We start from the raw sequence: 21,809 nt of genomic DNA, 5'->3' as shown, positions 1-21,809 counted from the left end.
ATTAATTACATATATTTGCTGAAAATTCTGTTCTCTATAAGGCGTAATGCCTGGTTCTTGCTGAAAATTCGACTGCAAAGGTACAACTTTTTGATGAGGAGGCAAAGGAAGATGGGTAGAAAAAGATGAATTATTCTGCAATTTGATGAATTACATAGGTAACCACGCCCCAAATCATGAATCGGTTGGTTTCATCTACCCGGATAGGAGAGAAGTTTTTGTTCCATGGGATGAGCCAGCCGAAGGTGCCGCTCTCGTCCATCTTGAACTGCTTGATGGTGAATTCGCCATCTACGAAGGCGATGACGAAATTGCCGTTTGAGGGTTCTATCTGCCGGTCAACTACAGCGAGATCACCGTCCAGAATGCCTGCATCCTGCATGCTGTCGCCAGATATGCGCACGTAGAAGGTGGCCTCACGATGGCGAACCAGAATATCGTTGAGGTCTATCTCTCCCTCCATATAGTCTTGTGCCGGCGAAGGGAAGCCTGCCTTTACGCTTTGCTCTGCCAGCGGAATAGGTATCTTTGTTCCGAATTCCGCAGGGTGAAATGTCAGTTTTATCTTGTTATCGTTATTCTTATTCATTTTGTTTTTACTTTCAGAATATCATGGATGTTCGTGGTAAACTGCTTCGACATGTACTCGCGTTTCAGGTCGAATCGGCAGTCTGTGCCTTGTATGGCCTGGCGTATGGTGCCATAACTATTCTTCCGGTTGATGGCGTCGATAGCCTCCATCAGCTTTTTTTGCTTGCTTCGGTCGATGGGGTCGAAGAGGTCTTGCTGGCGAGGATGGTCGGGTGAGATTTGCCACAGGATAACGCCAGCTTTCTTGAAGTGAAACGACATGTCGGGGTGATCGGGCCTGCTGTCTGCCATCGGTTTCGGGTATTTGGCACGGAGAATGCTGAGGGCAGCACCTACTATTTCTTCCTGCGCATTGGTGGCGATGGGCAGGGTAAGGGAATCGTGGATGGTGTATTCAGGCACATGCTCGTTAAAACGGGAAGTCCATGCGAACACCGTGATGCCCTGACATACGCTACCTTGTCTCCTTAATTTTTCTGTACAACGTACAGCGAAATTAGCCACGGCTTCTTCTATCACATTTTTGTCGGTAATGCCCTCGTTGGCAAAACTCCTACTGGTGCAGATGCTCTTCTTCTGCGGCAATTCCTCGATGCTGATGCAGCTTTCGCCATTCAGTTCTTTCCATGTTCTTAGGGTGGTGATATTGAAATGGCTGCGGACCCAACTTTCTTTCTTGTCGGCAAACTGAGCGGCGGTCCTGATGCCCATGTAATCGAGCTTTCTGGCTATCTGCCTGCCTATTCCCCATACATCTTCTACGGGGAAGAGAGACAGCGCCTTGTGTCTCCGTTCATCCGTGTCGATGAGGCAGCAGCCTTGGAAACCCTTGTATTTCTTGGCGAATTTAGAGCCGATTTTCGCCAATGTCTTCGTTTCTGCAATGCCTACGGATATCGGGATTCCAACAGCCCGAAGTACATCTGCCGATATTTTGGAGCCATAGCGATGGAGCAGGCTATCGGGCTTTTCTGATAGCTCGTCTATTGTCATTTTATTGAACAAAGTAGGATGGTCTTCCGCATGCTCCCGAAAGAAAACTTTCGCCATTGATTCGTCTGCCTCGAAGAAACTCTCATCAATAGAGTATTGGTCGATGCGTGGGGAATAACGGGATAGCATCGACATCACGCGGTTGGAGAGCGAACCGTAGAGCGTATAGTTGCTGGAGAAGATAGCCACTCCTTCAGCCTCCAGTTTTTCCTTCACCTGATAGAACGGGTCTCCCATCTTATAGCCCAATGCCTTGGCTTCTTCAGAGCGTGCGATGACGCACCCGTCGTTGTTGCTCAATACAACCACGGGCTTTCCTGTCAGGTCGGGGCGAAACACTCGCTCGCACGAACAGTAGAAGTTGTTGCAGTCTGCCAGTCCTATCATATCTTATCATTAACACCTCTTGTTCTCACCAGAAATCCTGGTATGATGTGCAAAAATACAAAAAATAATCCGAAAACGATAGTTTTTCATTCAAGTTTTTTTGTCGTTTCGTGATTTATTCTTACCTTTGTGGTCATAAGCTAGTATTGAAACATTATAAAACTGAACGATATGAATGATAAGAATAACATGTTGGCATTGAGCCAGGAGCGTTTTTCGGCTCGCAAGTTTACTCCGGAGGCGGTGAGCCAGGAGGATTTGGACTATATCATGGAGTGTGTGCGCCTGGCACCATCGGCAGTGAACAGGCAGCCTTGGCGCTGGCTCATCGTGCGCTCAGAAGAGGCGAAGAAGAAACTGCAGGATTGCTACGACCGCGAATGGTTCAAGACGGCTCCTATATATATTATAGGTATGAAAAACGTGAATGAGAACTGGGTGCGCAGATATGATGAGAAACCGCATGGCGATATTGATGTGGCGATAGCGGCAGAGCATCTCTGTCTGGCTGCCACCGAAAAGGGACTGGGCACCTGCTGGGTCTGCAATTACGATACGGCGAAGATGCAGCAGTTCTTTGCTCGCGAGGGCTATGAGACGGTGGTAATTATCCCTGTAGGTCATATTGCTGAAGACTGTCCACGCGCTGAGAAGAAGCGTAAGGAGATGAGCGAAATTACGGAAGAAATCTAGTTCTGATATAAGAAGAAATCTAGTTCTGGTATAAAAACTGGTATAAAACGAAGCTGTATGGAAATGAACGAAGAATCCATCCTGGCATGGAATATCATAGAAAAGACAAATGCCAACCTCTTCCTTACCGGAAAGGCGGGCACAGGTAAGACGACCTTCCTCAAGCGATTGAAAGAACTGTCGCCCAAACGAATGATTGTGCTTGCTCCTACGGGCATTGCAGCCATCAACGCCGGAGGAATGACCATCCATTCGTTCTTCCAGCTTCCCTTCTCGCCATACGTGCCGGGCACGACCTTTGGCAGCGGCGAACAGAAACGCTATCAGTTCAGCAAGCTCAAGCGCAATATCATCCGCAGCATCGACCTGCTCGTTATCGACGAAATCAGTATGGTGCGCAGCGATCTGCTCGATGCTGTAGATTCTGTGCTTCGCCAGTATCGCAAGCGCCACGATTTGCCTTTCGGTGGTGTGCAACTCCTGATGATAGGCGATTTGCAGCAGCTGGCACCCGTGGTTACGCCACAGGAAGAGCATCTGCTGGGGCAGCATTATGATACTCCTTTCTTCTTCAGCAGCAACGCTCTGAAGCAGGTGGGTTATCTCACCATCGAACTTAAAAAGGTGTACAGGCAGCAGGATGAACAGTTTATCTCGCTGCTCAACCAGATTAGGGAGAACAAGGCTTCTGAAGCTACGCTGCAGGCTCTGAATCAGCGCTATATTCCAAATTTTGTACCACCTAAGGAGGGCAATTATATCAGGCTTACCACCCATAATGCACCTGCCCAGTATATCAACGAACAGCAGCTTGCTGCCTTGCCTGCGCAGTCATTTTCTTTTACAGCAGATATAGAGGGCGATTTCCCTGAAACATCTTATCCGGCCGATTTCAAGCTCACATTGAAGCCGGGAGCACAGGTGATGTTCATCAAGAACGACCCGCAGCACCGTTTTTATAATGGTATGATAGGCGAGGTGATAGGGGTTAGGACCGATGAAGACGGCAGCAAGATTACCGTTCGCAGTAAGGATTCGGGCGAGGAGTTTGACCTGGAGAAAATGGAGTGGACCAATGCGAAATATACGCTGAACGAGAAAACCAAGGAGATAGAGGAGACGGTGGAAGGAAAATTCATGCAGTATCCTCTGCGTCTGGCGTGGGCGATAACTATCCACAAGAGTCAGGGACTTACTTTCGAACATGCCATCATCGATGCTTCTCATTCTTTTACCCATGGTCAGACCTATGTGGCACTGAGCCGCTGCAAGACTTTGGAGGGAATGGTGCTCAGTCAACCGCTTTCTCGCGGAGCCATTATCAGCAGTCAGACGGTGGATGCATTCACCAGCCAGCTTGCTGCGCCTAGTCAGGAGCAAATCAGCAGCCTGGAGTTGCAATACATCATTTATTGCATCAGCGAACTCTTCGATTTTTATTCCATCAGAGCCAGCTATGAGCATCTGATGCGCTGCCTGGTAGAGTTCTTTAATGGTAAATATCCGCGCGTGGTAAGCGAGTATCAGAAGCTGCAGGTGGTGCTGAAGAGTCTGATAGCCGTATCGGATAAATTCCGTGTGCAGTATACGGGTATGCTTGCCCGAAATCCTTATGTAAGACAGGCTGAGCTGCAAGATCGTATTCATAAGGGAGCTATGTATTTTCTTGACAAAATCGGCATTCTGAGTGATTTAATCAGAAAGTCGAATCTTGATACAGACAACAAGGTGGCTAGGAAAAAGTTTGAAGACCGCTTCTCTGTTTTCTCAGAGGATGTAAAATTAAAAGAACGGCTTTTGAAGTATGAATGTAGTGCAGAATTCACGGTAACAGATTATCTGAAAAAGAAGGCGCAGTTCTTGCTGTTGGATGCAGATGCCTCATCAGATAGCGGTTCGGGCAGAAAGTCAAGGAGACAGAAAAAACCGAATGAACCGAAGGTGCCGAAGGTGCCGAAAGTCGCTTCGAAGGAGGTAAGTTATGATTTCTATATGCAGGGAATGACGGTAGATCAGATTGCTGCTAAGCGGGGTTATACCAAAGGTACCATTATTGGTCATCTTACTCCTTATGTGAAAGAAGGAAAGATTGGACTGCGGGCGCTGATTTCAAGTGCCCATGAAAAGAAAATCCGTGATTTCATGAAGGCTCATCCTGAATTGGAGCATTTTAGCGAAATAAAGGAAGCTCTGGGAGCTGGTATTGATTATTACGAAATCAAACTGGTTCATGATTTGATGGAGGGGGAATAAAGCATTTCTTCCACCATATTATAATAATAGCCGTAACTATATTTGCAGTAGTTACGGCTATTTTTTTAAATTATCTAGAGTTGGCTCACAGCCTCTTCCAGCTGCTGCAAAGCCTGTTTGATAACACTTCTTGGTGCAGCTACATTCAATCGCATGAATCCTTCTCCGCCAGGACCGAACATCTCTCCATCATTCAATGCCAGATGCGCCTTGTCGATGAATAGGTCGAGAAGTGCATCGTGAGAAAGATGCAGATCACGGCAGTTGAGCCATACGAGGAAGGAAGCCTGTGGACGCAAAGGGCGAATGCCCGGAATATGTTCACGGCAGTAATCTTCTACAAACCGGATATTGTCCTCAATATAGGCAAGCATCGCCTTGCGCCATTCTTCTCCCTTGCGGAAGGCTGCGATAGTGGCGATAGGAGCAAAGAGGGTTGGCTCATCCAACTCGTTAGCGCTTAACCATTTGTAAAATCTATTCCGAATATCTTCGTTTGGAATAATGGCGTAGCTGCTCACAATTCCAGCTATATTGAAGGTCTTGGAAGGAGCCTGGAAGGTGATGCTGATGTTGCGTGCCTTGTCTGAAACCGAAGCAAACGGGATGTGCTTGTGGCCGAAGAGCGCCATATCCGCGTGAATCTCATCGCTGATAACGAGCAGATGGTGCTCATAGCAGAAGTCGGCAAGCTGCTGCAGGGTTTCCTTGCTCCAGGTAATACCGCCCGGATTATGGGGATTGCAGAGAATGAGAATCTTGCATTTCTCATCGCAAACCTTCTCGAGGTTTTCGAAATCCATCTCGTAATATCCGTCTTCCCTCATCTTCAGCGGATTGAAGACCACCTCTCTGCCATTACCCTCTGGGGTGAGGCGGAATGGGTGATAAACGGGAGGCTGGATGATGACTTTTTCGTCAGGCTGGGTGAAGACATTCACCACGAGTCCGATGCCTTTAACAATACCAGGAATGAATCTTATCCACTCTCGCTTCACATCCCACTGGTGGTGGTCGCGAACCCAGTCGATGATGCTAGGACGGTAATCTTCCGGCTCCATCGTGTAACCGAAAAGAGAGTGTTCCAGACGTGCCTTGAGGGCATCTGTAATGAAAGATGGGGTCTCGAAATCCATATCAGCTACCCAAAGTGGCAGCAGATCATCTCGTCCCCAACGAGGCAACAGGGCGCCATGCTTCAGGTCGTCGCTGCCCGAACGGTCTATGACTTTATCGAAATTGTACATTTTACTTTGAACTTTGAACATTGAACTTTATGATTAGCCCTTTTTACTCAGCCCTATTAACTATAAACTATCAATTATAAACTATTAACCGCCTGCTTGATGTCTTCGAAGAGATCATCCACATCTTCCAAGCCGATGCTCAATCGGATTGTGGTGTCTTTCACGTCCATCGACTTGCGCATGTTATCAGAGAAAGCTCCGAAGATGGTGCTTGCCGGATGAATGGCGAGCGAACGGTTGTCGAAGAGGTTGGTGGCGCGATGGATGAGCTTCAGATTGTTCAGAAAACTGAAGCAGGCTTCCTTGCTCTCCAGGTCGATGCAGATCATGGCTCCCGCAGTTTTTCCAAACTGGCGCTGCGCCAACTCGTGATAAGGATTATCCTCCAGACCAACATAGTTTACATATTTTATCTGAGGCAGAGAGCGCAGCTTCTTGGCAAGTTCCAAGGCATTGCTGCTCTGCACACGATAGCGAGCATCGAGCGTTTCAAGTCCGATGGTTTGCATATAAGCCACCTGTGGGGTCATATAGGCACCGAAATTGAAGAGCATTTCTCCATAAAGACGCTTGGCGAAATCGCCGTTGTAAGGAGTACCGTAGTCGATAACCAGACCGCCGAGCGAAGTAGCACCGCCGCTTACATATTTAGAGCTGGAAACTACCTCAATATCTACTCCCAGACTCTTAGCCGAGAATTGTGTGAAAGGAATCACGGTAGAATCCACCACCAAAGGTACATTTTTTTCATGTGCCACTTCAGAAATGGCTTTCAGATCGGCAACCTCCAGCTGTGGGTTGGTCAGGATTTCGAGGAAGACGCAGCAGGTGTCATCATCAATGGCTTCGCGTACGGCTTCGATATTGGTTAAATCGCGCAAACGCACCTTTACACCAAAACGGCGCAGAGTGGCTACGAGCAGGGCATAAGTATTGCCGAAGAGATGCTTGGATGTAACAATATTTTTGCCTTGTGCTGCCAGCGCCATGAGGGTGTTGCTGATGGCCGCCATTCCTGAGTTGAAGGCGGTGGCATGAGCAGCATCGGTAAGGGCTGCCACACGGCGCTCCAGGTTGGTCACCGTAGGGTTCTCTACGCGCGAATAATCTGGAGCCTTGATCTTGTCGGTGAATGCTTCAGCCATGACGGCAGCATTGTCGAATTCGTAGGCAAGGGTGTTATATACTGGCACGCTCAGCGAGTCGTATGCATCGCGGCGCTCATATTCCAAATGAATAGCTTGAGTCTGTTTCTTCATCATTCTGTTATTTTATGTGATATTTTGCGTGCAAAAGTACAAAAAAGAAATCAAATAGACAATAAATCGCATAAAAAAAACGAGTTGCGAATGCTTTTTATGCATTGCAACTCGTTGGAGAGGGGGTTAACCCAACAATAACCTACTGGCTCATCCGATTAACTTAAAGATAACATTTGTATGGCAAAAATGCAGTAAAAAGAGCAATTTGTAATACAAACATTCGTTTATCTCGATTTTTATTTGTAATTTCGCACCAAAATCAAAATAAGGATATTTATGAATAAACTGATTCTGAAAACAACAAAAAGTGGACTGCTGGCAGCTGCCCTGATGGCTTCAATCTCTGCCAGTGCCGAAACCATAGAGGTGAAAACGCTGAAATATGCAGGCCCCTATGCCGTAGCACAGCCTTGGATGGCTGACAGTGTGAACATCAAGGGCGAAGCGTTCGACCTTAAGCAGCTGCTCGATTCGCCATTGTCTTTCACCTTATTAAATAAGGGCAAGGAGGTGAGTGCAGCCCAACTCCTTGCCGACAAGCAGCAGGATGCGCTCCATCTGGCTTCTTTCTGCGTTTCTAACACCCAGCGCACCAAAGCAACCATCGCGGTAGAAGGATTGGAGCAATACCGCCTGTTTGTAGACGGCGAACAGGTAGCGGTGAACGGCGATAAGGCTGAAACCATCCTGACTCCTTCGCAGCATACGGTTGTCATCAAATATCTTACCCGGAAGAATGCATCTTCTGATAAGAAATCTATCAAGTTGACCGTAACCGCAGCCAACGGCGCTCCGCTTTCTGTAGGCGATGCGGCAGCCAAGCGCGCCTATAACATCTATGATGTGATTTGTGCGCCCAACTATCCGAGTGTTTCTATCTCACCAAATGGAAAATTTATCGTAGTTCGGAAAACCTGGGTAGATAGAAAAGGTAATAACCATAGCATTAGTGAATTGCGCAACGCTCAGACTAACAGAGTGATGGCTACATTTGAGGAGAGCGTAAAATGGATGCCTGCAAGCAATAAACTGTATTTCACCCAGAAGGCGAGCGACAGCAGTATTGCCGGAGAAGAAAAGCAGGATGGCACATTGCAGCTCATCACCATCAATCCGCTGACGATGGAGCGCGAAGTGCTGGCAAGCCATCTTCCAGAAGGCTGGTTCCAGTTTACACCCGATGAAAAAACGCTCATCTATACGCTCACTACTGAAGGCAGAAAAAAGGATCCGCAAGTTTATGATGTAAAAGAACCGGAAGACAGACAGCCTGGTTGGCGCGAGCGCAGCAATCTCGCCAAATATGATCTTGCATCGGGCATTCTCCAGCCGCTTACCTTCGGTTACCACAACATCTATCTGATGGATATTTCTGCCGATTCGCGTTATCTGCTCATAGGCAAGGGAGAGGAGCGACTTACCAAGCGTCCTACAACCCTGACATCATTCTACCGCCTGGATTTGGGCAGTATGAATGCATCTTCAGCCACAACGCCAAAGGTAGAAACCCTGATAGAAAAGGGCGAATTTCTGAACAGCGCCCAGTTCTCACCTGATGGCAAGAGCATTCTCGTCAGTGCTTCGCCAGAAGCTTTCAACGGCATTGGAAAGAATGTGGAAGAAGGACAGACACCTAGCATGATCGACACCCAGCTCTATCTGATGACCTTGTCGGATAAGAAGGTTCGTCCGCTGACCAAGGATTTCAATCCGAACGTGCAGAGTGTGGATTGGAGTAAGGCAGATGGAAACATCTATTTTACAGCTGAAGATAAAGACTGCGTGCATCTCTTCCAGCTCAATCCGAAATCGGGCAAGTTTACGCTTCTCAAGACTCCTGAAGAGTACATCAAGAGTTTCTCGCTTGCATCTTCTGCAGCAGAAATGGCTTTCTCCGGTCAGAGTGCATCCAATGCTGACCGACTCTATAAGATGAATACGAAGGCGCTGAAATCGCAATTGGTTGACGATTTGAGTGCGCGCGAACTGAAGAATGTTGAACTGGGCGAATGCAAGGCTTGGAATTTCGTGAACTCTCGTGGCGACACCCTTTGCTGCCGTTACTATCTGCCACCTCATTTTGATGCTGCCAAGAAGTATCCGATGATAGTGAATTATTATGGCGGTTGCAGTCCTACGAGCCGCATGTTCCAGAGCCGTTATCCTCATCATGTTTATGCAGCGATGGGCTATGTAGTGCTGGTTGTGAATCCTAGTGGAGCCACCGGATTCGGTCAGAAATTCTCTGCCCGCCATGTAGATACGGCAGGCGAGGGAGTGGCTGAAGACATCATCTCCAGCACCCAGGCTTTCTGCGATGAGCATGCTTTCGTAAACCGCAAGAAGATTGGCTGCATCGGCGCAAGCTACGGCGGATTCATGACTCAGTATCTTCAGACCAAGACCGACCTCTTTGCTGCTGCCATCTCGCATGCAGGCATCAGCGACCACACCAGCTATTGGGGTGAGGGCTATTGGGGCTACAGCTACAGCGAAGTTTCTATGGCGAACGAATATCCTTGGACCAACAAGCATCTCTTTGTAGATCAGAGTCCGCTCTATAATGCCGACAAGATTCATACTCCGCTGCTGTTTGTTCACGGCACGGCAGATAATAATGTGCCTGTGGGCGAGAGTATCCAGCTCTATACAGCGCTGAAACTCCTTGGCCGTCCTACGGCGATGGTTCTGGTAGATGGTCAGGATCATCACATCATCGACTACGAGAAGCGACTGAAATGGCAGAACACCATCTTTGCCTGGTTTGCTAAGTGGTTGCAGGATGATGCTTCCTGGTGGACGGAAATGTACGGAGATGAAAAGATGTAGTTGAAGCTTCGGCAGAAATGCCAGCTTCAGTCTCTATTAAAATAAGAAAAGAGATTATGTTCCTGTAAGTCGGGAATATAATCTCTTTTCTTTTATATGTTTATTTCTTGCAGTTTAGCGTGATAAGCAGGGAAATCATGGCGAAGGCGATTCCTACGATGCAGACACCGAGCCAGTCGGCTTGCGTCCAGATGTAACCGGCACAGAAAGTGCCTAGCGAACCACCGATGAAATAGCTGGTCATGAAGATGGTGTTGGCGCGGTTGGAAGCCTGCGGAACCTCCTGCAGACAACCACTCTGATTGCTGAGCTGCTGACATTGCAGACCGATGTCAACCAGGATGATGGCTGCGATGAGTCCGGCGTAAGTGTCGCCGAAAAGCAAGGCTATTGCCCAGGCGATAATCTGCATTCCTGCTCCGAACAGATTGAATTTTCGAATGCCGAACCTAGGAACCAGTTTTCCCACACCACTGGCAGCAACGGCTCCCATGATTCCGCAAAGTCCGAGCATTCCTACCATATCACTTCCTGCGCTGAAAGGTGGCTGCGCCAGATGGAACGCCAGACAAGACCATATTGCCATCATACTGCCGAACCCGAAGGCTGCACGGGTGGAATAGATGCGGATAGAAGAATGGAAAAAGAAAATTTCTGCTATCGTGGTCATCAGCCCTCTGTAGGTTCCTACATAGTTGCGCTTCATTTCAGGCATCATCAGCAGCATGATTCCCATGCAAACCACCATCACGAAAGCAGCTATGATAAACATCTCCCGCCATCCCAGCCATTCGCCGATGTAACCGCTGATTACTCGTGAGGCGAGAATGCCCGTCAGCAGTCCGGAGAGTACAATGCCCATATTCCTGCTCTTGTTCTTGGGTTCCGAAAACTGTCCGGCTATCGGAATGAAGAACTGCGGAATCACCGAACAGGCGCCAATCAGCAGTGAAGCTCCCCAGAGCATCCATACGTTTTGCGCTGTAGCCATCACAATTGCCATCAATGCAGCAATGGTCATATTGACAAGGATGAGTTTCTTGCGCGAAAGCATGTCGCCCAAGGGAATGAGGAAGAATAAGCCCAGCGCATAACCTATCTGGGTAATGACGGTGATGAGGTTAGCCTTCTGCTCGGTAATATCCAGGTCGTGGCGGATGAGTTCGAGAAGCGGCTGATTGTAGTAGCAGTTGGCTACGGTGAGTCCTGCGACGATAGCCATCATCAGAAGAATGCTGCGGGGAATGCCCTGATTTTCTTTTAGCTGTATCATTTTCTGTCTGTTTGTTTCTTTGTTTTGAGTGCAAAGTTACGAAAAAATTCCCGGCAATCAAAGTTTTTGGGGACGATTTCTTGGGAAAATCTTCTGTTCTTTCCCTCGCGCGCGTACCTTATTATATGTATATAGTACTGCTCTGAAGAGGTGTTGGCGCGCACCCTTGTTACGCTAAAAAACACCGAAAAGTGTTAAAATTAGGCTGTTTCCGAGCACATCAAAAACTTTAACCTTTGTTAGCACTTTGTAAGTAACTGATTTATAGTGATTTGTAATTTTGTTACAAAATCACCTAAAAAAAAATCGCAAAAAAAAGAACAACGTATCAAAAAAATGCTTACCTTTGCATCGTTCAAAAGAACAAATGATTGTTTTACAGATTTTAAAAAAGCAAAGAAAATGAAGAAATTAGTTTTTATGTTCGTAGCTATCGCAGCTATCTCTTTCGCATCATGTGGTAACAAAACAGCTCAGAACACAGCTTCTGCTGATTCTGACACAGCTCAGGTAGATACAACTGCTGCTGACACTGCTGCTGCTGATACAGCTGCTGCTGATTCTGCTAAGTAATTTGAAATTACTTGCGAACGAAAAAATGAGAGAAACAACCGCTGGACTTCGGTCTAGCGGCTTTTTCGTTTTATAGAGACTATGTTTCATTTTTTTTAGGTTACCTTTTAGAATTTTAGAAAAGATAATTTATGATAGATTCAAGTGCCTTCCAAGGTAAAAAGGCAGCTTACTATACGTTAGGCTGCAAACTCAACTTCTCTGAAACTTCCACTTTTGGCAAAATGCTCGAAGATATGGGCGTCATTACTGCTAAAAAGGGGGAGAAAGCTGATATTTGTCTGATTAACACCTGCTCGGTAACAGAAGTTGCCGATCATAAATGCCGTCAGGCTATCCACCGGATGGTGAGAAACAATCCGGGTGCATTCGTTATCGTGACGGGCTGTTATGCGCAGCTCGAATCTGAGAATGTCAGCAAGATAGAGGGTGTAGACCTCGTGTTGGGTGCTAACGAGAAGGCGCACTTGATTCAATATCTCAGCGATGCATGGGCGCAGAAATTTGCTCAGGAAAACGGATTGGCTGCTCAGACTCCTCAGAATGTCGATGCAGAAAGTTCTCAGAACGGCGATGCAGAAACCCCTCAGAATGGCGATGCTGCGGCTCTTCATCAGCATTATAGCGTGAAGACGAAGGAAATCAAGACCTTCCAGCCTTCTTGCTCGCGTGGCAACCGTACCCGTTATTTCCTGAAGGTGCAGGACGGCTGCAATTATTATTGCACCTATTGCACCATTCCATTTGCCCGAGGCAATTCGCGCAACCCGAGCATCCAGTCGCTTGTGGCTCAATGTGAGCAGGCGGCTGCTGAAGGCGGTAAGGAAATCGTCATTACCGGTGTGAATATCGGCGATTTCGGTCAGACTACCCACGAGCGATTCATCGACCTTGTCAAGGCGATGGATCAGGTAGAAGGAATCAAGCGTTACCGCATCTCGAGTCTGGAGCCTGATCTCTGCGATGATGATCTCATAGAGTATTGTGCCCAGAGCCGTGCCTTTATGCCTCATTTCCACATTCCTCTGCAGAGCGGAAGCGATGAGGTGCTCAAGCTGATGCACCGCCGTTACGACAAGGCGCTCTTTGCTCACAAGGTGAATCTTATCAAGGAGAAGATGCCTGATGCGTTTATCGGTGTCGATGTGATGGTGGGCTGTCGCGGTGAAACTCCGGAGTGTTTTGAAGAATGCTATGAGTTCCTGAAGAGTCTGCCTGTTACCCAGCTTCACGTCTTCCCTTATTCTGAGCGTCCGGGCACGGCTGCCTTGAAGATTCCGTATGTGGTTGACGAGAAGGAGAAGAAGAAACGCTCTAAGCGACTGTTGGAGTTGAGCGATCAGAAGACGCAGGAATTCTATGCCCAATACATCGGTACTGAGGCTGAGGTTCTCTTCGAAAAGGCGCCAAGAGGCAAGGCAATGCATGGATTCACCAAGAACTATATCCGCGTAGAACTTTCGCCGGCTCTCGCCAAGGAAGAATACGACAACCAGCTTATCAAGGTTCGCCTGGGTGATTTCAATCACGATAAGACGGCGCTGAAGGGAGAGCTTCTTTAGTTGATAGTTAATAGTTTATAGTAAAAAGGGCTAATCATAAAGTTCAAAGTTCAAAGCTCAAAGTTCAAAGTCCAATGTATTACAACGATTTTGGAACATGGATCCGGAAGCAGTTTCCTGATTTCCGTGTTCAGAAGATTTCGATAGACGCGGGATTCTCCTGTCCTAACAGAGATGGGAGGATTTCGAGTGGCGGATGTACGTATTGCGACAACCGCACCTTCAATCCGAGCTATTGCGACCGGAAAAAGTCGATTACTGAACAGCTGGAGGAGGGAAAGGCTTTCTTCAGCAGGAAGTATCCTGATATGAAATATCTGGCTTATTTCCAGGCTTATACCAATACATACGCCAGGGTGGAGCAACTGAGGCAGATGTATGAAGAGGCTCTTGAGGTGGAAGATGTGGTGGGAATCGTTATCGGAACCCGTCCGGATTGTGTGAGCGATGAATTGCTCGATTATCTGGAAGAACTGAACCACCGAACCTTCGTGCTGGTGGAATACGGCATTGAGAGTGCCAATGATGAAACCTTGAAACGCATCAACCGCGGACATGATTTTGCCTGTTGCCGTAGTGCCGTAGAGCGTACTCATGCCAGGGGAATCCTTACGGGCGGCCACATCATCATCGGTTTGCCGGGAGAAGATGCGGAAGAAAGTCTGCGCCAGGCTCCTCTCATCTCTTCCTTGCCGCTTGATATTCTCAAGATTCACCAGATGCAGATTATCAGGGGCACCCGGCTGGCACAGGAATATGCTGAGCACCCCTTCCATGTTTACACGGTAGAGGAGTATATTGATGTCATCGTGAAATACATCCGTCTGCTCAGAAAGGATTTGGTGCTGGAGCGCTTCGTCAGTCAGTCGCCCAAAGAACTGCTGGTTGCTCCCAAATGGGGACTCAAGAACTATGAGTTTACCAATCTCCTGAATAACAGATTAAAGAGTTTACAATAAATATGGCAAAAGTAGCAATCGTTATATTAAACTGGAATGGTCAGAAGATGCTGGCAAAGTATCTTCCGAATGTCATCGAATATTCCCGTCAGGATGCTGAAATCTGGGTGGCAGACAATTCTTCTTCTGATGGTTCGATGCACCTTCTGGAGACTCAGTTTCCTCAGGTGAAGACCATCGTGCTGGAGCAGAATTTCGGCTTTGCAGAAGGCTATAACCGTGCCTTGAAGCAGATAGATGCAGAATATTACGTGCTCCTGAATAGCGATGTGGAGGTTTCGCATCATTGGCTTACACCGCTCATCGAGTTTATGGATTCGCATCAGCAGGTGGCTGCCTGTCAGCCTAAGCTGCTTGCGGAATACGATAAGGACAGCTTTGAGTATGCTGGCGCTTGCGGCGGATTCCTCGACAAATACGGCTATCCGTTCTGTCGCGGCCGCATCTTTGATACGGTAGAGCGCGATAACGGGCAGTATGATTACCAGCAGGAAATCTTGTGGGCTACGGGTGCCTGTATGATGATCCGCTCAAAGGATTATTGGACTGCCGGCGGTTTAGACGGCCGTTTCTTTGCCCATAATGAAGAGATAGATCTTTGCTGGCGCTTGCGTCTGATGGGCAGAAAAATCTATTGCATTCCTGAGAGTGAGGTTTATCATGTGGGTGGTGGAACCCTGCCGAAAAGCAATCCGATGAAGACTTATCTGAATTTTAGAAATAATTTAACCATGCTTTATAAGAATCTGAGTGATACGGAGTTGACTCATGTAATGCGTATGCGCAGATTTCTGGATTACCTTGCTGCTTTCGAGACATTGGTTCTGAATCGCAACTGGGGTGACTTCAAGGCTATCTTCAAGGCGCGCAGGGCTTTCAAGGCATGGAAACATGAGTTTGACGAAGATCGCAGAAAGATACAGGCGGGTAGGGTGAAGGAGGAGATTCCGCAGGTTTACAATCTCTCTATCATCTGGCAATATTACGCCAAGGGCAAGAAACTCTTCTCGCAGTTGTAGACAATAATAGAACAAAACTTAAAAATAAAATCTATGAAGAAAAAACAAATGATGATGGCGCTGGTTTCGCTGATGGTTCTGTCAGCCCAGGCGCAGGCTAATTTCCAGGTGTCGGTTTCCAATCCTTCCAAGGTGGCAAGAACCGATGCTCCGGTGGTGGTAGATCTCAGCAAGTTGGGCGCTATTGGCGACATTCAGCGCGCTGTAGTAACCGTTGACGGTAAGGAGATTCCTTCACAGCTCGATGACACCAACCGCGATTGTACCAACGATGAACTCTGTTTCCTTGCCGATTTGGGCAAGAAAGAAATCAAGACCTATCAGGTGCATCTCTATCGTGAGGGCGAGCAGGCACAGTATCCGGCACGTACCTTTGCCGAACTCTGTCTGCCAAGCAGAAACAGGAAGCTGGCTAAGAACAGGCAGGATATTTATCTGCGCAGCATCTCGTTTGATAAGAAAACCAAGGACCCTTATCACTACGTCCATTCTCATGGCATCTGCTTCGAAAGCGAACTGATTGCCATGCGTGTTTATTTCGACCATCGCCAGACCATCGACCTTTATGGTAAAATCAACAAGGGACTGGTGGTTCAGGATACGCAGTTCTATCCTTCAGAAGAGCAGATTCAGGCTGGTTCGGGCGATGATTGCCTCTGGGTAGGCAATACCTACGGACTGGGTGCGCTCCGTGGCTGGGACGGAAAAGACCAGGTGCTGTTCAACAACGTGAAATACCAGGAGCAGCGCGTCATTTCAGAAGGTCCGCTCCGTGCCATCGTCGAAGTCGTGGATAAGGGTTGGGTTCCGGCTCCGGGCTTGCAGCCTGTCAATGCCACCATCCGTTACACCATCTATGCCGGTCATCGCGATTTCGACGTAGATGTATTCTTCAACAAGGATGTTTCTGATTATCAGTTTGCTACAGGACTCATCAACGTAAAGGGTTCCTGCGAATTTGCTGATGGCAAGGGATTGCGAGGCTGTTACGGCAGCGACTGGCCAACAGGCAAGGACGATGGAAAGCACAAGCTGGAGACCGTAGGCTTGGGCATTTATGTGCCACAGTCAGCCCTGGTAAGTCAGCAGCCAGCCAATAAGGATTGCTATACTCAGGTGGTGAAACCTGCAGGCAGCCAGCTCAGTTATAAGCTTGCTTATACCAGTGCCAACGAAACCTATGGTTTCAAGGGCGAGAAGGAGTGGTATGAGTGGTTGAAAGCCTGGAAGAAGCAGATAGAAGAGCCTGTTCAGGTTTCAGTTTCTGTCATCATCCGATAAGCAGTTTCTTTTATCATCTGATAAGCAGAAAAACTGCGCAAATAGCCAGTAATGAGCAAAAAAGCCTTACGTTTTGCTCATTGCTGGCTATTTTGCAAACAAATTTAAGAGAAAAACCCATTTTTTTTGCGAATGCGTATGATTTTTTAGCAAAAAAGCTTGGTAATTTAAATAATTTTTAGTATTTTTGCAGTCGTAACTCGAAGATTTGTAAATTATCGTGAAAAGGTTTTTTAATTATATAGTCATATTAGCAATCGTGCTTCTCAGTTCGGCCTGCGAGTTTAAGTTCAAGCCGAACGAGGAAGGAGAGGCTGTGCCCCTGTCAGTACAGCGTTACGACCGATTGGAAAGCAGATATCTTACTACCGGTGATTTCTCAGCCCTGCAGCAGATGAACACCGATTACCCGATAGAAACCCGTACGCTGATAGAGAAAATGCTCCAGCTTGGCACCATTACCGACGCCAATATCAGCAACCGTTTCCTCATGTTCTATCAGGATTCTACCCTGCAGTCACTTATTGCCGATGCTGAGGCAGAATTTGCCAATATGGAAGACATCAACGAGCAGCTGAAATCTGCCTTCTCACGTCTGAACAGTTGGATTCCGGAGCTCCAGCAGCCTTGTTTCTATGCCCAGATTGGCGCTCTCGACCAGAGCATCGTAGTAGGACAGCACTCAGTAGGAATTTCGCTCGATAAATACATGGGCGAAAACTATCCGCTCTACAAGAAATTCTATACACCGCAGCAGCGCAGCACCATGTCGCGCCAGTATATTGTGCCAGATTGCCTTACTTTCTATCTGCTGAGCATCTATCCGATGGATCAGTTCGACACCCGTCCGCAGCTCGACCGCGATCTGCACATGGGCAAGATTATGTGGGCTGTCAATAAGGCGATGGGCAAGGAGATTTTCAAGACCAAGTATGTGAAGACAATCTGCGCTTATGTAAAGCGCAACCCTAAAGTAACAGTAGAACAACTGCTCAAGGACGAAGATTATTCGCCTATTGAGGCATTACATAAAGATTAACACATGAAAAGATTTCCAGTTTTTATTGCAACTGTCATGATGGTTTCAGCAATGCAAGCTGCAGATAAACTCGACCTGAAGGCCATTACCTCCGGCGAGTTTGCTGCCTCTTATGTTACCGGTATTAACCCTATTGATGGCACCGATTTGTACGCTTCTATCAGCAATGATGGCAAGCAGGTTATCAGTTATTCGTTCAAGACGGGCAAGCAGATGAGCATCCTCTTCGATGTGAACGCAGTCAAGGCTCCCTTCGAACAGATTGAGGGTTATGTAATCAGTCCTGATGGCAAGAAATTGCTTATCATGACCCATCGCGAGGCTATCTACCGCCGCTCGTTCAAGGCAGAGTATTTCGTATACGATATTGCTAAGAAGAGTTTGAAGAAACTTTCCCAGGGCGTTAACCAGCAGGTGGCTACCTGGTCGCCTGATTCACGCCACATCGCCTTCGTAAAGGATAACAATCTCTTTGTTACCGATGGAGATAAGGAAACCCAGATTACCCGCGACGGTAAGTTCAATGAGGTAATCAATGGTATTCCTGATTGGGTTTACGAAGAGGAGTTCAGCTTCAACCGCGCCTTTGCATGGAATGCGGATGGAACTGCCATCGGATGGATACGCTTCGACGAATCGCACGTAAAGACTTATTCTCTGCAGATGTTCGAAGGTTCTCATCCTACCCATAGCGAGTATCACGACTATCCGGGAGAATATTCCTATAAATATCCTAAGGCAGGACAGGACAACTCTAAGGTGAGCCTCTGGAGCTATGATATGAAGAACGGCAAGACCGTGGCGCTCGATGTGCCTGTAGATTCCGACGGCTATTATCCACGCATCAAGACATCGCCAGACGCCAACAGTCTGATTGTCTATACGATGAACCGCCATCAGGACGACATGCGCCTCTATGCAGTCAATCCTTTCACTGGCAAGAGCAGAATGCTCATCAAGGAGAGTGTGCCTAAGTTTGTAAAGGAAGAGGTGATTGAAAACAGCATCGTGGGCAAGAAGAACATCCTGCTGCCTAGCGACCGCGACGGCTTCATGCATCTCTATCTCTATGATATGAACGGCAAACTCCTGCGCCAGGTAGAGAAGGGCAACTATGATGTTACCTCTATCTACGGAATGGATGAGAAGACGGGCGATGTTTATTTCCAGGCTGCCAAACTCAATGCGCACGACCGCCAGGTTTACGTGGCTCATAAGAACGGAAAGGTGGAGCGCCTTACCGATGCGGCTGGTTCCAACTCGGCTTACTTCTCGGGCGATTACCGCTATTTCGTCAATACCTGGAGCAGCTACAGCCATCCTTATGTCTTCACCGTACGCAGCAACAAGGGCAAGCTTATCAAGACATTGGAAGACAACAAGCAGCTGCTCGAAAAGACCCGGAAGTATAATTGGGGCAAGCGCGAGACTTTCTCTTTCACCACTTCCGAAGGTGTGAAACTGGACGGCTGGATGGTGAAGCCTGTAGATTTCGACGCCAGCAAGAAGTATCCTGTCATCCTCTTCCAGTATTCCGGTCCGGGCAACCAGCAGGTGCTCGATTCATGGAGCACGGGCAGTATGGGCAATGGCGGTGCTTTCGATTATTATCTTGCTCAGGAAGGTTTCATCATTGCCTGCGTAGATGGTCGTGGAACAGGCGGTAGAGGTGCTGAGTTTGAGAAGTCTACTTATCTCCGTCTGGGCGATTTAGAGTCGAAAGATCAGGTTGAGACTGCTCTCTACATGGGTTCTCTGCCTTATGTAGACAAGGATAATATCGGCATTTGGGGCTGGAGCTATGGTGGTTTCAATACGCTGATGAGTATGAGCGAGGGCCGTCCTGTGTTCAAGGCAGGTGTGGCTGTGGCTCCTCCTACCTGCTACCGCTTCTATGATTCGGTTTATACTGAGCGCTACATGCGCACTCCTAAGGAGAACGAAGAGGGTTACAAGGTGAACCCTATCGAGCGAGTAAAGCAGCAGCATGGTGCGTTGCTTATCTGTCACGGATTGGCAGATGACAATGTTCATCCGCAGAATACCTTCGAATATGCTGAGGCGTTGGTTCAGGCAGACAAGGACTTCAAGACCCTGTGGTACACGAACCGTAATCATGGCATTTCGGGTGGCAATACCCGTAACCATCTGCTTCGCCAGATAGCTAACTGGTTCAAGCAGAATTTGAAGTAGAAAATGATATGATATAAAAAGTGAAGCCATTCCCGGCAGAAAACGGGAATGGCTTCTTAATTTAATGTTCTCCTCATTACTTTGCGAAGTAAGGAACGTTTGAATTCTTATTCAGTTTTAGCGCCTTTTCTGCGCTTTTCTTTCTTGGCTTTCTTAGCCTTCTTCACTTTTACCTCTTCAACCTCTTCATCGTTAGGCTGAACAGATGAAAAATGAAAATCTGTAGAGTTGATGGTCTTTACCTGATAAGGGCTAGGCGCATCGTTCATCTGCTGTCCGTTCTTTGCCTTCTTAGCCTTTGGCTTCTGAATGTATCTTGCATAGAGCTTGTTCCATTTCTTTTCAGCCTTCTTCTGGTTGAAGTCAAACATCACGATACACGTGCGGTTGCCGGCACCTTTCTGCTCCAGATAGTCGCGCAACTGGTATGAATAGTTCTCGCGGCTAACCAGAAACTTGTTCTTGCGGGTGAAATAGGCAGAATCAACCTTCTGAACGTCTGTGAAATAGACTGTAGAGTCATTAAACGACGAGGCAAATCCAAAGATGTATGCAGTCTTAACTTCGTTCTTGGCTGATGCAGAGAGCGAGCTGAAACATGCTAATGCAATAGATGCTAATGCAATTTTTGTAATTTTCATTTCTTTTTCTGTCTTATTTTGTTTTGTGCTGTCTGCCCCATCAGTCATGCAGGATCTTTCCTTATCCCAGATAGGACTTCAGCAGTTTATCTGTCGTTTTGTTCCGGAGTCGCCTGATCGTTTTTTCCTTGATCTGGCGTACTCTTTCCCTGGTGAGATGATACTTGGTTCCGATTTCTTCGAGCGTCAGTTCCGGTGTTCCTATGCCATAGAAGGCAGCAATGATTTTCTGGTCTTTGTCCGGCAGCGTCTTGAGCAGTCTTTCTATTTCTGCTCTCAGCGACTCTGTCAGCAGTTCATTGTCGGTCGGATCATCCGAATTGGCCATCAGGTCGAGCATGCTGCCATCTTCATCATCAGAAAAAGGAGCATCCACGCTCAGGTGGCGACTTGTCGATGTAGCCTTCATGGCGTCCTCTATCTTGTCTTCCGGCAAGTCTATGCGGTCAGCTATTTCGTCTACACTCGGTTTGCGTTCAAATTCCTGTTCGAACTTACTCATCTCTCTGTTTATCTTGTTAACGCTTCCCACCTGGTTGAGCGGAAGGCGCACAAGTCTGCTCTGCTCGGCTATGGCCTGCAGAATGCTCTGGCGAATCCACCATACGGCGTAAGAGATAAACTTAAACCCTCGGGTTTCATCAAACTTCTGTGCGGCTTTGATAAGCCCCACATTTCCTTCGTTGATAAGATCAGGCAAGCTGAGCCCCTGGTTCTGGTATTGTTTTGCAACAGACACCACGAAACGGAGATTGGCTTTTGTTAATCTCTCCAATGCCCTACGGTCACCTTTTCTTATACGCTGAGCGAGCTCCACCTCTTCATCTGTAGAGAGCAGCTCCTCATGAGCAATATCTTGAAGATATTTTTCCAACGATGCGCTTGCGCGATTCGTAATTGACTGAGTAATTTTTAATTGTCTCATGCTGGCATCAAATTTTAAGTAGTTGCAAAAATACACTTTTTTGTTTAAATACCAAAAAAAATAGTAGATATTTTTCAGAAATACCTACT

Annotated in this window: 17 protein-coding genes; 10 read left to right on the top strand and 7 right to left on the bottom strand. The window is 47.4% G+C overall.

Features of this window, described 5'->3' with window-relative positions; translation table 11 throughout:
* Positions 1-130: 130 nt before the first annotated feature.
* Positions 131-589 carry a LexA family protein gene (locus ONT18_RS06800; RefSeq protein WP_264904622.1) on the bottom strand — a complete coding sequence of 153 codons (459 nt, stop codon included), beginning with the start codon at positions 587-589 and terminating at the stop codon, positions 131-133.
* The gene (locus tag ONT18_RS06795) at positions 586-1,971 is read right to left on the bottom strand and encodes a Y-family DNA polymerase (RefSeq protein ID WP_264904621.1); all 1,386 of its coding nucleotides are present in this window, start codon (positions 1,969-1,971) and stop codon (positions 586-588) included. Before ONT18_RS06795 ends, ONT18_RS06800 begins: the two co-directional genes overlap by 4 nt.
* Before the next feature lie 171 nt (positions 1,972-2,142).
* Between ONT18_RS06795 and ONT18_RS06790 the strand changes: the two genes are divergently transcribed.
* Positions 2,143-2,664, top strand: coding sequence for a nitroreductase family protein (locus tag ONT18_RS06790; RefSeq protein WP_264904620.1), 522 nt, complete (start codon positions 2,143-2,145; stop codon positions 2,662-2,664).
* A 57-nt stretch (positions 2,665-2,721) separates the two neighbouring features.
* Positions 2,722-4,917 carry a helix-turn-helix domain-containing protein gene (locus tag ONT18_RS06785; RefSeq protein ID WP_264904619.1) on the top strand — a complete coding sequence of 732 codons (2,196 nt, stop codon included), beginning with the start codon at positions 2,722-2,724 and terminating at the stop codon, positions 4,915-4,917.
* A gap of 74 nt (positions 4,918-4,991) precedes the next feature.
* Here ONT18_RS06785 and ONT18_RS06780 read toward each other — a convergent pair whose 3' ends face one another.
* A complete protein-coding gene (locus tag ONT18_RS06780) occupies positions 4,992-6,164 on the bottom strand; it encodes a MalY/PatB family protein (RefSeq protein ID WP_117692326.1) in 1,173 nt (390 codons plus the stop codon).
* Positions 6,165-6,238: 74 nt separating this feature from the next.
* Entirely contained in the window at positions 6,239-7,423 is a 1,185-nt protein-coding gene (locus ONT18_RS06775; RefSeq protein ID WP_264906818.1) for a PLP-dependent aspartate aminotransferase family protein, read from the bottom strand.
* 279 nt (positions 7,424-7,702) lie between these two features.
* On the opposite strand from ONT18_RS06775, the gene ONT18_RS06770 reads away from it, so the two are divergent.
* A complete protein-coding gene (locus tag ONT18_RS06770; protein ID WP_264904618.1) occupies positions 7,703-10,255 on the top strand; it encodes a S9 family peptidase in 2,553 nt (850 codons plus the stop codon).
* A 100-nt stretch (positions 10,256-10,355) separates the two neighbouring features.
* Here the strand turns inward: ONT18_RS06770 and ONT18_RS06765 are convergent, their stop codons facing one another.
* Entirely contained in the window at positions 10,356-11,528 is a 1,173-nt protein-coding gene (locus ONT18_RS06765) for an MFS transporter (RefSeq protein ID WP_264904616.1), read from the bottom strand.
* Between the two features lie 402 nt (positions 11,529-11,930).
* On the opposite strand from ONT18_RS06765, the gene ONT18_RS06760 reads away from it, so the two are divergent.
* The 7 genes from ONT18_RS06760 to ONT18_RS06730 all read left to right on the top strand — a co-directional run bounded on the left by ONT18_RS06760 (position 11,931) and on the right by ONT18_RS06730 (position 20,154).
* Entirely contained in the window at positions 11,931-12,101 is a 171-nt protein-coding gene (locus ONT18_RS06760; RefSeq protein WP_022122035.1) for a PG1828 family lipoprotein, read from the top strand.
* 131 nt (positions 12,102-12,232) lie between these two features.
* Positions 12,233-13,663 carry a tRNA (N(6)-L-threonylcarbamoyladenosine(37)-C(2))-methylthiotransferase MtaB gene (gene mtaB / locus ONT18_RS06755; protein ID WP_264904615.1) on the top strand — a complete coding sequence of 477 codons (1,431 nt, stop codon included), beginning with the start codon at positions 12,233-12,235 and terminating at the stop codon, positions 13,661-13,663.
* A gap of 74 nt (positions 13,664-13,737) precedes the next feature.
* Positions 13,738-14,622, top strand: a complete 885-nt coding sequence (locus ONT18_RS06750; protein WP_264904613.1) for a TIGR01212 family radical SAM protein — start codon at positions 13,738-13,740, stop codon at positions 14,620-14,622.
* Positions 14,623-14,624: 2 nt separating this feature from the next.
* On the top strand, positions 14,625-15,641 hold the full coding sequence (locus ONT18_RS06745; RefSeq protein ID WP_022122032.1) for a glycosyltransferase family 2 protein: 1,017 nt from the start codon (positions 14,625-14,627) through the stop codon (positions 15,639-15,641).
* A gap of 33 nt (positions 15,642-15,674) precedes the next feature.
* Entirely contained in the window at positions 15,675-16,922 is a 1,248-nt protein-coding gene (locus ONT18_RS06740; RefSeq protein WP_264904611.1) for a DUF4861 domain-containing protein, read from the top strand.
* Between the two features lie 259 nt (positions 16,923-17,181).
* Positions 17,182-17,961, top strand: a complete 780-nt coding sequence (locus ONT18_RS06735; RefSeq protein ID WP_228113421.1) for a gliding motility protein GldB — start codon at positions 17,182-17,184, stop codon at positions 17,959-17,961.
* Positions 17,962-17,964: 3 nt separating this feature from the next.
* On the top strand, positions 17,965-20,154 hold the full coding sequence (locus ONT18_RS06730; RefSeq protein WP_118080799.1) for a S9 family peptidase: 2,190 nt from the start codon (positions 17,965-17,967) through the stop codon (positions 20,152-20,154).
* A 107-nt stretch (positions 20,155-20,261) separates the two neighbouring features.
* Here the strand turns inward: ONT18_RS06730 and ONT18_RS06725 are convergent, their stop codons facing one another.
* Both ONT18_RS06725 and ONT18_RS06720 read right to left on the bottom strand, forming a co-directional pair.
* Positions 20,262-20,795: a hypothetical protein gene (locus ONT18_RS06725; RefSeq protein WP_022122022.1), complete on the bottom strand. Its 534-nt coding sequence runs from the start codon at positions 20,793-20,795 to the stop codon at positions 20,262-20,264.
* 61 nt (positions 20,796-20,856) lie between these two features.
* The gene (locus ONT18_RS06720; RefSeq protein WP_264904608.1) at positions 20,857-21,720 is read right to left on the bottom strand and encodes a sigma-70 family RNA polymerase sigma factor; all 864 of its coding nucleotides are present in this window, start codon (positions 21,718-21,720) and stop codon (positions 20,857-20,859) included.
* Between the last annotated feature and the right edge of the window lie 89 nt (positions 21,721-21,809).

The sequence above is a fragment of the Segatella copri genome (assembly GCF_026015295.1).
GTDB classification, from domain to species: Bacteria; Bacteroidota; Bacteroidia; order Bacteroidales; family Bacteroidaceae; genus Prevotella; species Prevotella copri_C.
Note: the sequence above shows the minus strand (reverse complement) of the source record. Positions and strands in the feature narration are given on the sequence as shown.

Bases quoted from the DNA above. Each gene is read 5' to 3' on its own strand.
- ONT18_RS06800 (WP_264904622.1), bottom strand. From the start codon at position 589: ATGAATAAGAATAACGATAACAAGATAAAACTGACATTTCACCCTGCG.
- ONT18_RS06795 (WP_264904621.1), bottom strand. From the start codon at position 1,971: ATGATAGGACTGGCAGACTGCAACAACTTCTACTGTTCGTGCGAGCGA.
- ONT18_RS06790 (WP_264904620.1), top strand. From the start codon at position 2,143: ATGAATGATAAGAATAACATGTTGGCATTGAGCCAGGAGCGTTTTTCG.
- ONT18_RS06785 (WP_264904619.1), top strand. From the start codon at position 2,722: ATGGAAATGAACGAAGAATCCATCCTGGCATGGAATATCATAGAAAAG.
- ONT18_RS06780 (WP_117692326.1), bottom strand. From the start codon at position 6,164: ATGTACAATTTCGATAAAGTCATAGACCGTTCGGGCAGCGACGACCTG.
- ONT18_RS06775 (WP_264906818.1), bottom strand. From the start codon at position 7,423: ATGAAGAAACAGACTCAAGCTATTCATTTGGAATATGAGCGCCGCGAT.
- ONT18_RS06770 (WP_264904618.1), top strand. From the start codon at position 7,703: ATGAATAAACTGATTCTGAAAACAACAAAAAGTGGACTGCTGGCAGCT.
- ONT18_RS06765 (WP_264904616.1), bottom strand. From the start codon at position 11,528: ATGATACAGCTAAAAGAAAATCAGGGCATTCCCCGCAGCATTCTTCTG.
- ONT18_RS06760 (WP_022122035.1), top strand. From the start codon at position 11,931: ATGAAGAAATTAGTTTTTATGTTCGTAGCTATCGCAGCTATCTCTTTC.
- mtaB (WP_264904615.1), top strand. From the start codon at position 12,233: ATGATAGATTCAAGTGCCTTCCAAGGTAAAAAGGCAGCTTACTATACG.
- ONT18_RS06750 (WP_264904613.1), top strand. From the start codon at position 13,738: ATGTATTACAACGATTTTGGAACATGGATCCGGAAGCAGTTTCCTGAT.
- ONT18_RS06745 (WP_022122032.1), top strand. From the start codon at position 14,625: ATGGCAAAAGTAGCAATCGTTATATTAAACTGGAATGGTCAGAAGATG.
- ONT18_RS06740 (WP_264904611.1), top strand. From the start codon at position 15,675: ATGAAGAAAAAACAAATGATGATGGCGCTGGTTTCGCTGATGGTTCTG.
- ONT18_RS06730 (WP_118080799.1), top strand. From the start codon at position 17,965: ATGAAAAGATTTCCAGTTTTTATTGCAACTGTCATGATGGTTTCAGCA.
- ONT18_RS06725 (WP_022122022.1), bottom strand. From the start codon at position 20,795: ATGAAAATTACAAAAATTGCATTAGCATCTATTGCATTAGCATGTTTC.
- ONT18_RS06720 (WP_264904608.1), bottom strand. From the start codon at position 21,720: ATGAGACAATTAAAAATTACTCAGTCAATTACGAATCGCGCAAGCGCA.